The organism is Paenibacillus nicotianae (assembly GCF_042681745.1).
Taxonomy (GTDB): domain Bacteria; phylum Bacillota; class Bacilli; order Paenibacillales; family Paenibacillaceae; genus Saccharibacillus; species Saccharibacillus nicotianae.
Window position 1 is genome coordinate 1,465,230 of sequence record NZ_JBHUGF010000010.1, and the last position, 13,905, is coordinate 1,479,134.

General features: G+C 37.1%; 8 protein-coding genes and 1 pseudogene. All 9 read left to right on the forward strand.

Going from position 1 to position 13,905, the window contains the following annotated elements; translation table 11 throughout:
• The first annotated feature begins 30 nt into the window (after nucleotides 1–30).
• The 9 genes and pseudogenes from ACFSGI_RS10760 to ACFSGI_RS10800 all read left to right on the forward strand — a co-directional run bounded on the left by ACFSGI_RS10760 (nucleotide 31) and on the right by ACFSGI_RS10800 (nucleotide 13,891).
• A complete protein-coding gene (locus ACFSGI_RS10760) occupies nucleotides 31–426 on the forward strand; it encodes a cupin domain-containing protein (RefSeq protein WP_204824133.1) in 396 nt (131 codons plus the stop codon).
• Between the two features lie 231 nt (nucleotides 427–657).
• A pseudogene (locus ACFSGI_RS10765) lies at nucleotides 658–1,209 on the forward strand (TetR/AcrR family transcriptional regulator).
• Between the two features lie 519 nt (nucleotides 1,210–1,728).
• Nucleotides 1,729–3,258, forward strand: coding sequence for a glycoside hydrolase family 43 protein (locus ACFSGI_RS10770; RefSeq protein WP_204824134.1), 1,530 nt, complete (start codon nucleotides 1,729–1,731; stop codon nucleotides 3,256–3,258).
• 105 nt (nucleotides 3,259–3,363) lie between these two features.
• Nucleotides 3,364–4,077, forward strand: coding sequence for a beta-glucanase (bglS, locus tag ACFSGI_RS10775; protein ID WP_204824135.1), 714 nt, complete (start codon nucleotides 3,364–3,366; stop codon nucleotides 4,075–4,077).
• A gap of 442 nt (nucleotides 4,078–4,519) precedes the next feature.
• Complete coding sequence (locus tag ACFSGI_RS10780; protein ID WP_204824136.1) at nucleotides 4,520–5,821, forward strand: NCS2 family permease; 1,302 nt, start codon at nucleotides 4,520–4,522, stop codon at nucleotides 5,819–5,821.
• 289 nt (nucleotides 5,822–6,110) lie between these two features.
• Nucleotides 6,111–7,475, forward strand: a complete 1,365-nt coding sequence (locus tag ACFSGI_RS10785; protein WP_204824137.1) for a glucoamylase family protein — start codon at nucleotides 6,111–6,113, stop codon at nucleotides 7,473–7,475.
• A 214-nt stretch (nucleotides 7,476–7,689) separates the two neighbouring features.
• Complete coding sequence (locus tag ACFSGI_RS10790; protein ID WP_204824138.1) at nucleotides 7,690–8,163, forward strand: coagulation factor 5/8 type-like protein; 474 nt, start codon at nucleotides 7,690–7,692, stop codon at nucleotides 8,161–8,163.
• A 95-nt stretch (nucleotides 8,164–8,258) separates the two neighbouring features.
• Nucleotides 8,259–8,897 (forward strand): sugar O-acetyltransferase, encoded by a 639-nt coding sequence (locus tag ACFSGI_RS10795; protein ID WP_204824139.1) that lies wholly within the window; start codon nucleotides 8,259–8,261, stop codon nucleotides 8,895–8,897.
• 230 nt (nucleotides 8,898–9,127) lie between these two features.
• On the forward strand, nucleotides 9,128–13,891 hold the full coding sequence (locus ACFSGI_RS10800; RefSeq protein WP_204824140.1) for an S-layer homology domain-containing protein: 4,764 nt from the start codon (nucleotides 9,128–9,130) through the stop codon (nucleotides 13,889–13,891).
• The last annotated feature ends 14 nt before the right edge of the window (nucleotides 13,892–13,905 follow it).

A 13,905-nucleotide genomic window follows, 5' to 3' on the forward strand; every position in this document is an offset into this window, starting at 1 on the left:
CTTATCAATAATAGAAAGTAGGTATCAACTATGGAAAACGAACATTTATCAAATAGTACTATTTTTCCTTTGGGTGAAAAAGTCAAAGCTAACTTTGTCGGCGATGCGTATTTGCAAATGGTATTTACAGATCCTGCACCATTAAATACAGCTATCGGAAATGTCACATTTGCTCCAGGTGCTCGTAACAACTGGCATGCTCATCATGTCGGTCAGGTGTTGTTAGTGACCGGTGGTCAAGGATGGTATCAAGCTGAAGGACAGCCTGCTCAATTGCTTCAAACCGGTGATGTTGTCAATATTCCGCCAAATGTCAAACACTGGCATGGGGCAACTAAAGATAGCTGGTTTGTTCATTTAGCAATGACGCCAGGAGAAACAGATTGGTTAGAACCAGTAGAAGATGAATGGTTCGATCAGTTATAATACGTTTCTCTAACGAACAGATATTATATAAAGCGATGTAATCGTATGATGCTCCAAAGCTAGTATAGTCGCTTTTTGACAAGCACTGTACTAGCTTTTTATGTACACCTATTTGATAAAGATATGTAAGATAGACTACAATTGATGTTTTTGCGACAAATGTCTATAATTTAAAATAATTGTATTTTATATGTATGTTGGATGATATAGAGAAGGATGTGCTGAGTTCTGATTGTCAAAATAGATCGAAGAGTATTGAGAACCCAAGAAGCGATTAAAAAAGCACTTTTAGAACTGATGTCAGAAAAGAAATTTGATAACATTACGATTCAAGATATCGCAGATCGAGCCAATATCAATCGTGCTACAGTGTATCTTCATTATCTGGATAAATTTGATCTGTTAGATAAAATGATTGAGGAGCATATCCTGAATATGTCTACGATCTGTGAGACAGAAGCCGATCTCGACTGGTTCGAATCTACAGTACATTGTATTGAGTACTTAGAAGAAAATTATTTATTCTTTTCGACTATGTTAGCAAGTTAAGGAGCTTCTTTTTTCCGCAATCAATTTGTAGAACATAATATTAAAGAGTTTAAAAAAGATATCGATATCACGAAAGGTAAAAATAAAGGACATAGCGAAGAAATCGTCGCGGAGTTCGTAGCTAATGCTTATGTTGGCGTAGTAGAATGGTGGATCAAAAATGAAATGCCTTACTCATCCAGAGAAATGGCAGAAAAATTAGGCGATTTATTGGAAAGAGTTGTAGAATCTTAAATGTGCGTCTTTAATTTAATAATTAATCATACACAAAAAGAACGACTATCTATAGGTAGTCGTTCTTTTTTCTGGTTCACAATCAACCATTATATACGCCAAAACGGAAAATGGTTGATTAAAGAACGCGTAGAACACATGATTATGATTGAATCTAGACTGCTACAAGCTTAAACAAAAGAGCCGATAGATAGCTTCATTGGCTCTTTCTAAGATTAATATATGTACTAGATATTCGATAGCGTTATTATTATATGTCAGAATGTTGTTATATGATAGAGGTCATGTTATGATAATTCCAATAAAACATTATTTTCAATTAAATACATATTTATACTTTTTAATGGGTGTGACCAATTACCAACAATATGTTGGTACTTATTTTTTAGTGATTTATGTAAGCGTTAACATTTAGGTGTTTATTTATTTTTCTTGCTAGTACAACTCTGAGTCTATTCTCTAGTTCTAAAATAATGGATAGCTCAGTTTTATACTATACAAAATTATGGAGGTACGCAGATGAGTAGAAAATGTGTGGCTTTATTTCTTTCCTTCGCTTTGTTGTTTAGTATTTTGGCTACAGCAAGTGTTGATGCTGCAAATCGACCATTGGCCAAGTTGCCGGGTAATTCAAATCCTTTAGTGGATCACAAACTTGGAGCTGACCCGTATTCATTGGTCTATAACGGAAGAGTGTATATTTACATGTCTAGCGATACTTATGTGTATAACAGTGATGGATCGATTAAAGAAAATGATTTTAGCTCACTTGATCGTATTCAAGTCATTTCTTCAGCAGATATGGTGAATTGGACTGATCATGGAACGATACCTGTTGCTGGAGTAAATAACAAAAATGGTGGCAAAGGAATCGCTAAATGGGCTGGCAACTCATGGGCTCCAGCCGTAGCGACCAAAAAAGTAAATGGAAAAGATAAATTCTTTTTATACTTTGCTAATGGTGGAGCAGGAATCGGTGTGTTAACCGCAGATACTCCTATTGGCCCCTGGACAGATCCAATAGGCAAAGCGTTGGTAACACAAAGTACGCCTGGTATGGCAGGAGTGACATGGCTTTTCGATCCTGCTGTGCTTGTCAATGATGATGGTACAGGATATTTGTATAGCGGCGGCGGAATCCCTAATGAATCTGACCCTGCTTCGATTGCCAATCCGAAAACGGCTAGAGTGATCAAATTAGGAGCAGATATGATTAGTGTGAATGGCAGCGCGACCACTATTGATGCTCCTTATATGTTTGAAGATTCAGGTATTCATAAATACAACGGAAAATACTACTATTCGTACTGCATCAATTTTGCAGGTACTCATCCTGCACAATATCCAGCAGGCGAAATCGGCTATATGGTAAGTGATAATCCGATGGGGCCTTTTACGTATAAAGGTCATTTCCTCAAAAATCCATATAACTTTTTCGGTGTAGGTGGTAACAACCATCATGCTGTCTTTAATTTTAAAAACGAATGGTATGTCGTGTACCATGCACAAACGGTAAGTAAAGCTCAAATTGGAACAGGAAAAGGATACCGTTCTCCACATATCAATAAATTAGTACACAATGCAGATGGCAGTATTGCTGAAGTACAAGCGAATATGACTGGAGTCGCTCAATTGTCGAATCTTAATCCTTATACCAGAGTAGAAGCAGAAACGATTGGATGGCAAGCCGGCATTGCTACAGAACCGACCCAAGCAAGTGGTGGCCCAATTAGTAATCTTAATGTAACGAATATTAACAATGGTGATTGGGTAGCTGTAGGTAGAGCAGACTTCGGTTCTAGCGGAGCGAAAACATTCAAAGCGAATGTAGCTGGTACTGTTGGTGGAAATATTGAAGTGCGATTAGATAGTGACACCGGTCCATTAGTAGGCACATTGAAAGTAACTTCGACTGGAGGGATGCAGAACTGGAAAGAAATGCAGACAACTATTAATAATGTAACAGGTACTCACAATGTATATCTTGTATTTACAGGATCAGGCAATGCGAATCTGTTTAATGTGGATTACTGGCAGTTTGGTTCTTAATACGTAGGCGAAGTTGTTACGATTGAATAGCTAGTAGAGGATGTGTAAAGGACTAGCTAGCCTTTTAGAATATTACTTTGATCTCATATCCAGATGGAGGTATTTATGAAGAAGAAATCTTGGGTAACATTAGTAATTACAGGTATGCTCTCGCTGTTTGTGTCGGTAAGCGCTTTTGCAGGAACTGTATTTTGGGAACCATTAACGTATTTTAATGCAAGCACATGGCAAAAAGCAGATGGGTACTCTAATGGAGATATGTTCAATTGTACATGGCGTGCAAATAATGCCAATTTCACAAGTGATGGTAAGCTGAGATTAGGTCTAACCAGTTCAGCTACGAATAAATTTGACTGTGCTGAATATCGTTCGACTAGCAAATATAAATACGGTCTATATGAAGTGAGTATGAAGCCTGCCAAAAATACAGGTATTGTTTCTTCCTTTTTCACCTACACAGGCCCTACAGATGGTACACCATGGGATGAGATCGATATTGAATTTCTAGGTAAAGATACTACCAAAGTACAATTTAACTATTATACCAATGGTGTAGGTAATCATGAAAAAGTTATTAACTTGGGCTTTGATGCTTCACAAGGTTTCCATACGTATGCTTTTGACTGGCAGCCAAATTCAATCAAATGGTATGTAGATGGTGTGCTCAAGCATACAGCAACAACGAATATTCCAACCAATGCAGGCAAAATTATGATGAATATCTGGAATGGTAAAGGTGTAGATGATTGGTTAGGAGCGTATAACGGAGCCAATCCATTGTATGCAGAGTATGATTGGGTAAAATATACAAGTAATTAATAATCATATTATAGTAAATACTGACTATGATACTAGAAAAGACAGCCAGATAGGCTGTCTTTTTGGTTGTGAATTATCGTTTTCTGTATTCAATCAGCATCAAAGTATCTAACATACTGGTAAGCATAAGTTAAGAACAAGCAATAAAAGATGAGTTACTATTTCTTAAATAAAAACGAATAAAAAACATGAAAATAAATAGATAGTTCGTAATTAGCGATCTAAATAACAATATTTCATTGACAATATACGTTATATTCATTAAAATTCGAAATGGACGTCAGATTTAAAACGTATTATAAATATAATTGCCTTGAGTTTATTCATAAGCATCTACATTCAATCCTTATGATTATTATAGGAGTATATAGCACATCATCCTATAAGAACATTAGGATTTTTAGCTTTGATGAATAGATATGGCGTGGAGGATGCCTTTAGCATGGATAACTGGTTCAAACTCAAAGAAAGAGGCACGACCGTTTCAACAGAAATTATTGCAGGATTGACTACATTTTTTACGATGGTCTATATCGTTATCGTAAATCCAGGCATACTTAGCAGTACTGGTATGGATTTTAATGGAGTATTTATTGCTACTATTCTAGCAAGTATCGTAGCGACTCTAATTATGGGGTTATGGTCTAACTATCCGATTGTGTTAGCACCGGGTATGGGTCTGAATGCATTTTTTGCCTATAGTGTGGTTGGCGGATATGGTGTAACCTGGCAGGTTGCGCTAGGTGCCGTATTTATCGCAGGTATTTTGTTTATTATCTTATCTGTAACTTCATTCCGTTATATGTTGCTTGATGCGATTCCGGCAAGTTTGAAGCATGCGATTACCGCAGGGATTGGACTTTTTATTACAACAGTTGGTCTACAGAACTCCGGTATCATTATCGCTTCTGAATCTAATCTAATTACGATTGGTAATCTAACAGCGCCTATGACGTATCTAACGATTATCGGATTACTGATTACTGTCGTTTTGATGGCGTATAATGTAAAAGGTTATCTGTTTATTGGTATGGTCGTTACAGCGATTCTTGCTTGGATTTTAGGATTGTTCCAATTGCCTGCATCGATTATGGCTATGCCACAAGGGTTGTCTACAACAGCTTTCCAACTGGATCTAGCAGGAGTATTCTCAAATGGTCTGTATACGATTATATTTACTTTCTTACTAATCACTTTATTTGATACAACAGGAACGATGCTTGGTGTTGCCGAACAAGCAGGATTGCTTAACAAAGATGGCAAATTCCCGCGTTCGCGTGGTGCATTATTAGCAGATGCAGTAGGGACGACAACAGGTTCTTTACTAGGAACAAGTCCAACATCTGCTTATATTGAATCCAGTACAGGTGTTGCAGCAGGTGGTCGAACAGGGCTTACAGCGATTACAGTAAGTATACTGCTTGCGCTTACGTTATTCTTTGCACCGATTGTAAGTGTACTATCCGGTATTCCAGCGATTACTTCACCGGCATTGATTATCGTGGGTTATTTTATGATCAGCGTAATTAACAAGATTGACTGGAAAGATCTCGAAGTAGCTTTTCCTGCTTTCCTGATTATTATCTTGATGCCATTAACACATAGTATTGCTACAGGGATTGGTTTTGGTTTCATTTTCTATCCGTTACTCAAATTACTTCGCGGTAAAGGTAAAGAAGTTCATCCCGTTTTCTATGTTTTCGCAGTGTTATTCTTGATCCAACTTGTATTTTTGGATCACTAACATATATTTTGTATAGTAAAAAAGGGAACGGTCTATTATAGATCGTTCTCTTTTTGTTATATCCAGCACCTTATTTAAATCTAGTAAACCTATGTTCAATATATAAAAAATGCTGATCGCAGATAAAAGTAAACTGCTTAAAAAGAAACGTTTCGCATTGATAGTTAAAAAGGTCTACCAAATCAATCCTTTAAGTAAGCGTTATCAATTAATGGTTTACGGTAATGAAACATCCATGTTATTATAAATGACGAAACGTTTCAAATTTGATTTGGAAGGAGAAAAGTAAATGAACAAAGTAAAAGTGTTAAGTCTGTTTGTAGCTTTTTGCCTGTTAACTGGTTTAACTTTAACTCCTATGGTTTCTGCTGCACCATCCTTAACATCCTCAAGTAAAAAGGCCACATTCAATACAGAATTGAAAGCGGTTGCAAATAAAACATATGCCTATTTTACAGATTATACTGATCCGACTACCGGCTTAACCTATGATGAAGTCAGAACGACTGATAAAGGAACAGAAGAGGCTAAACGAACTTCGCCTACCAATATTGCGATGTATATGATGAGTACCGTTTCTGCTCAGCAATTAGGTATCATTAGCAAACAAGAAGCAGTCACGCGTTTGCAAACGACGCTTCATTCTTTGGAAAAGATGGATAAGTGGAACGGTTTATTTTATAACTGGTATAACACAGATGATGGATCACTAAAAAAAGATTGGGGGCAGTTTATTTCTCAAGTCGATAATGGGTGGATGTCAGCCGGTCTAATTGTGGTTGGACAGGCATATGAAGAACTTCATGGTCAGACGAGCCAATTGGTGAATGCGATGAACTACACCACACTGTATGATCCCGAAGTTGGTCAATTCCGCGGTGGATATGATGTAGCCAAAGGAGAACTGACAGAGCATCATTACGGTTCTTTTTATACTGAACCACGTGTAGGCAGTTATATTGCCATCGGTAAAGGCGATGTTCCCAAAGAACACTGGTGGAAAATGTACCGTACAATGCCAGCAGAATTCGACTGGCAATCTCAGGTTCCTCAAGGCAAAACCGTCCAATACGATGGAGTAAAAGTATTTGAAGGAAGTTATGTATATAAAAAGACAAAATTCGTCCCAAGCTGGGGTGGTAGCATGTTCGAAGCGCTGATGCCTGGTATGGTCATTAAAGAAAAAGAATTAGGTACTCGCGCACTTGGACTTAACAACAAACGATATGTACAATTACAAATTCAATACGCCAAAGACAAAGGATATGCTGCATGGGGATTCTCACCTGCTGCCACACCTACTGGATACAGTGAATTTGCAGCTACGCCTCTGGGCATCTCAGGTTACAAAGACGGAGCAACGGTAACAGCTCATGCCACATTTTTAGCATTAGAATATGCTCCTGAAGCTGCCCAAAAGAATATCAAGGCACTTCAAAAATTGAAGATGACTGGCAAGTATGGCTTTTACGATTCTGTGAATGTAAAGACCGGTGAACTTGCCAAGGCGTATCTTGCTCTCGATCAAGGAATGATTATGATCTCTATCGCTAACTACCTGCAAGACGGCGTTATTCGTAATTATTTCCACAGTGATCCTATTGGTAAAAAACCAGAAAGTTTGCTCAAGAAAGAAGTCTTTTCGATTCAGTAAAAAAGTGTGTAGAGTATTCAAAGAAAATCTTCTAAAAAGCCGCTAAACAGCGGCTTTTTTTGTTATAACCAGATGAGCTTTAAATGATATCTCGAATTATTTTTGTAAAATAAAATGATATATGTAATAGAAAAGAGTGGAGTTATGCCAATCTATGGTAGGATGGTTATAGGTATACCAATACATAAATACGGGATGATCCCAGGTGATTTGAATGAGTTTAGAACATGAATTTTTTGTAATTAGTAACGATTTTAATTTTGATATGAATAAAATGTATGAGTGGTATAGCTCTAATCGGTATACATGGACAAAAAAAGTAGTATTAGCAGACAATATCATTTTGTATTTAATGGATTTCTTGAATTGGATACCTACCTACAATCCTGCTACAAGGAAAAAAACAACAGGTATTAATTACTATGGCTTAACAGTAATCTATACAGCAGAGACATCACAGTTAAAACAATTGTTAGAAAAGTGGCTTGTTTTTATAGAGGAAGCACCAGAATTATTCAGTTTGAGAGGTCAGACTATTTGGAAAGAAACAGGCAAAGAAGAAGGCTACTGGGAAAGCACTAGAACTCAAATACATCGAGATGCTTTACAACATGAATTACAGTCATTGATAGATCTAGCTACTGAAGCTTCGCATAGCAATAAGTCTATTCTTCATGTCGGAATTTAATATACTCTTAGGCTTGAGGAAAAAGTTATATTTATTTATAAGTGATATTTAAACAACTGTAAGTTTTGATTACTTTTAAAGGAGCTGTGATTTTTATGAGTGAAGAACAACGTATTTTTGATGGATTATTGTTTAACCCTGGTCATCCTGAATTGAAAAAAATCAAACTAAATGCTCACAAGCTCAGTCATCAGTATAGCGATACTTATGAAGATCAAGTGGAAGAGCGTGAGGTATTGCTTGGCGAACTTATCGGAAGCATGGGGGAAAGATGTTTCTTACAAGGACCTATCTTTTTTCATTATGGTCTTCACACCGAAATCGGGGATCACTTTTTTGCTAATTACAATCTTACAGTTCAAGATGATGCTAAAGTCAAAATTGGAAATCATACCAGTTTTGGCCCTAATGTTACTATTGTTACACCTGTTCATCCATTTATAGCTTCAGAACGTCGACAGATGATCGATCAGCACAATGTACCAAATTCTTTATGCTATGCCAAACCTGTAAAGATTGGGAATGATGTATGGTTATCTGCAAATGTAACAGTGTGCGGTGGTGTAACAATAGGAGACGGATGTGTTATTGGAGCCGGTAGTGTAGTTACTCAGGACATTCCACCACATTCTTTTGCAGCAGGAGTTCCTTGTAAAGTGATTAGGCCGATTACAGAGTCAGACAGTATGCGTTTTAAACCAGAGGTCTTAGCAGATTGTAATATCTTAGAGTAGATGAAAGAAAAGGATTGGAAAAACAAAAAATATCGTAGAGCTTTTTATGATTATTATAGTTTGATGTATGAAATAAAAATTTTTAATGTATATAATATTCCCTTTGCTTTTTTTCTAAAATGCAGTTATGATAAACTCAATTAAATTAAGTTACGAGGAAGCACCTCGCTTATAGATACTTTGTATCTGTGGCGAGGTGCTTTTTTTGTTTTCGTAAAGGAGCATATATTGTGAAAAATTCTAAAAAACTTATCGATCAACAAGCAATACCCACTATTTATAGTGAATTACATCGTTGGGTATCTAATCGTAAACTACTTCAAACTTCTTTAAGCCTTCTTATATTAACATCTGTATTCGGTCCAATCCCAAATGCTCAAGCTGCCAATGTCACAGCCGATATCACATCTGCCAAAGCCGGGACTAACTCGGTGGCATTGAACTTTTCTGTCATTATGCCAGATAGTGAGGTTCTATATAAAACTAATTTTGAGTCTAATCAATTTTCTACTTATTATGGTGGTAGCGGTAGTCAGGGCAATCAATCTTATGTCTCTACCGATAAAGGTACATCATTACAAATCGCCGATACTATCACGAATCGTAAAGGTAATGCTTATGGATATCCTAGTACATCTAGCGATACCAGTTTGGCTCGGACTTCTATTGCAAGTCTTCAGCAAGGAGCACGGCTTCAGGCTCAATACGATATGCGTTCTTTATCTGGATCAACGAATCAAAGTGCAGTTCAATTTGGTGATATTCGTGGTAAAAAAGGGCTTCAATTGACAGATGATAGTGGAAGAGTTGTCCGCTTTAGAAACGTCACTTCTATTGTTCCGGGCAAGTCGGCAAATACGCCTCAAATCATTCCTATATATGTGGAGGGAGGAAGCCCTAATTGGCCTGATGGAAAATTTCTAACTATACTTAGTTCCGCAAATACGGATTGGCATTGGGCAGTTGCTTATTATAAATATCAAGCTGCTACTCAGTCGCTGGTTCTAGACTCTTCTAATTCTTCTTTCTGGTATACGACTATTGGAGCATCAGGTATGACTAGCAATGGAGAATATACATTTCAATCTGGAGACTCGCTGGTTACTTTTCCGTATGGAGATTTTGGTACCGGAATGTCTGATATAGGATATCATCCCAATTGGACAACATACAGTCGTAGTCTAGATATTCCATCAGATACGACACAGTTTGATCTTGGTAAGTATGGAGCCAATCTTAGTTTTACCTCATCCACTAACGGTCTTATGCAAGTGGACGAATTCAAAATTGGATATGCGCAAAAAGCCATTATCTACCGAAATGGTCAACAAGTCTATGTGGGTTATGACTCAAATTATAACGATAATACTGCTGTAGATACGGAGAAACCTAATAAGGTTGAAAGTCTGAACTATGCCTTTGCACCTTCACATAAAAATGTCGATCTAACATGGACAGCTCCACTAGATAATGGATCAGACTATACATACACTATTCAAGGTCAATTAAGAGATGGCTCGTTAGGTTCAGTTCAAGATCCTACTCAAGTGAAAGTCACTTCTGGTATAGCAGGATACATCGTAACTCAAGATAATAATGCTAATGGAATAATTACATCTGGATCTATGACTACTTCTGCGACTCATATAACCGTGAATCCCGATGCTAAAACTCCATTTATTCATGTAGCCGCAGTTGATAATAATGGTAATATTGGTGCTACACAAACGATCACTTTAACGGATAATAGTCAACCAGAATTGAATCTATCGCTTGCATCCAATACATTGAATCGTTACGGGAATACCATTTATGTATCTGCCACAGATTCGGGCACATGGATTACCAAGACCACACTTCCAAATGGCAATAGTGTAGCAACAGGAGTTACGTCATACGATGTGACCGAGAATGGTGATTATACATTTACTTCATATGACTGGATAGGGAACCAGTCTTCCAAAACAATCACAGTTTCAAATATTGACAAAGAAGGCCCTACAATTTCATTTACACCAGATGGCTCCGATTGGCAAGCTAATCAAGTAGATGTACATGTTCTAACTGCTGATCGATCATTACAATCTGTTCGTTATCTTGTTAATCAGCAAAGTACTCGTCCAGACATCTATGCACAGTGGACAGATGGTACCGAGAACTTTTCTCTTGCATTACCTTCCGAAAAGCAGGGAGTTTGGTATGTTCATGTGCTTGCAATAGATTCAGCCGGCAATGAGTCGTATGGACGCTCAAAAGAAATTAAAATTAAAGCTTTACCAGAAAAGCTTGCCAATAGTGATATTCATGTAAGTTCTTTATCATCAGGCAGTATTCAAGGGATTTTACCATCGAGAACAGATGAAAGTTATGAAGTGTTTAATCAGCAAACAGGAACTACATTACATATACCTGCTGGTAGCCATTCATTTATAGATACAAATTTAAACCCAGGTACTCTATATACTTACATCATCACACCTATTAATGTATCAGGTAGAGGTGAATCAGTAAGCTATAGTTATATGACTATTCCTGCTGCTGCAAGAGTCGAAGGCGTCTATCCATTATCCGAGACTTCTATTCGTATAGCGTTAGAATCTGTTCCATCGGCTACTCATTACTTATATGAACTTTCCGATAAAAATGGAAACCTTATTTCAAAAGGAAGTATGAATACAAGTCGTACATTTGAGCAACTTACTCCTAATCATAACTATACTTTGAGTATTTATGCAGTAAATGAATCAGGACAAAGCTTAGAGAGTCGTTATACCTTTTTGACTTTACCTTCGCTTGCTGGTCTAAATATAGTAGGGGTTGGAACCAATTTTGCACAGCTATCCTGGGACAGTGTAACAGGAGATGTTTATTACGATGTAAACCGCGATGATAAGCATATCGTAACCGTTACCGAAGAAACTTATACAACAGCTACAGATGCTACCTATAACGAATATAATGTAGCTTATCCCAATTCAAATATTCTATTTACAGATCATAATCTTATTTCTGGAACATCTTACAATTACTCGATCGCTGTCACCAATGCATCAGGGCAAAGTAATTTTAAAAATATTTCATTGTGGACGTTACCTGTGGCAACAACGTTGATACAGAAAAGTATAACCACAGAATCTGCTACTTATATCTGGAAAGATGTGCGTGGTGCTAAAGGTTATGATATCTATTTGGATGGTATCAAAACAGCAACAACAGAGCATGCAAGTTATGAGTTTACTAAATTGAATCCAGGTAGTATTCATGCGATTTCAGTAGTTCCTTTTAATGATTTTGGAACAGGAGAATCTGCTGATGGTACATTTATTACATTGCCTGAGTCTATTAATCAGGATGTGCATATAGACAATATCACTTATACTTCAGCACAAATAAAGTTTATTCCGGTAAAGGGAGCTTCTGCTTATATTGCAACCATCAACGGAAAAGAGTATACAAGTTCAACGTCAACTATCGATTTAAACGACCTAACCGCTGGTGAAATGTATTCAGTAAATGTATATGCTGTCAATGAAAGTGGCAAGTCTGCTGGACAATCTTTTCAATTTCAGACGATACCGCTTGCTCCTAAATCTGGAAAAGTATATTCAAATACAAATGATGAGGTTCAATTATCATTTTCGTCTTCTCAAGGTGCTCTATACTACCGTATCTACGATATGTATGGTCATTTGATCCAAACAACCAGTGAATTGAATGCTAATGTACCTAGCCCGGGTGCTGGCATGTTATCCTCTTTCGGAATTGCGGCTGTAGGTAGAGATGGTGAAAGTACTGAGCGCTTATGGATACAATATCAGGGAGCGCCTATTCCGAATCAATCTACTGTCTTAGCAATCCGAGCGTTACATTCTGATTCTGTTACTATAGGTTGGGGACATTTTAAGGGAGCCACATCTTATCGTGTGTATGATGGTAATACATTAATCCAAACTGTTGAGGACAATGAAGTGCATATAGATAAGCTAGCAAGCAGTACAAGATATAACGATTTTGGAATTCGTGCAGTCAATTCAACAGGAGTTATGGGGGATTTGTATAAGCTCTCATTTGAAACGCATCCGTTCTCAGAATTCCAACTACAAGTCGATGATATCACTACATCTTCAGCAACGATAAATGTGCTAAATGGAAGCAAGTTAGATGTATTTGTTTTTGCAGATGGTAAAAATGAAATACAGCGATCATCATCGCCAATGATCGAGCTCAAAAACCTGTCAGATGCTCACCGTTATACAATAAATGTATGGACTGAAAACTCAACAGGTATTCTATCGGAAGTACATCGTATAACTTTTAAAACGAAAGAAAAGCCAGTAGGTAATGTGTCTTCGACTGTTTTGAATCCAGCAGTGACTATAGATCATCAACCTCTGGATAAAACAACAGAGGAAGATACTTCATTATCTGTGCGTCCAACTACTAACGATAATAATCTACCCAATCGATTTGTTGATGTGAAGTCTCGATACTCGGAGAGTGCAATTAATGATCTAGCTGATCGCGGCATTGTATATGGTGATCAATCAGGTAAGTTCAATCCTAAAGCAGGTATTACAAGAGCAGAATTTATAAGCATGTTACTTCGCTCTAGAAATGAACAGCTTGAAGTTGCAACTGCTTCTATGCCAGCATCTAATTTATTTAGTGATATTGATGAAAAATGGTATACCTCAAATGTAGTAAAAGCGGCTGAACTGAACTACGTTTCAGGTTATCCAGACGGAACCTTTAAACCAGATCGAATAATAACCAGAGCAGAAGCAGCTACAATTTTACAAAACTTTATTAAGCAACAAGAAGATGTAGTCTATCAGTTTACTGATCAAAAAAGTATTCCTTCATGGGCACAAACAGCAATCAATAAATTAGGAGGAGAACTTTTTATTGGTTACGAGAATGGTCAATTCAAGCCTAAGCAGAAGATTACCAAAGAAGAAACAGCCGTTGTAATTTATAGATTATTGAATAAGTGATGAATGTATGCTGA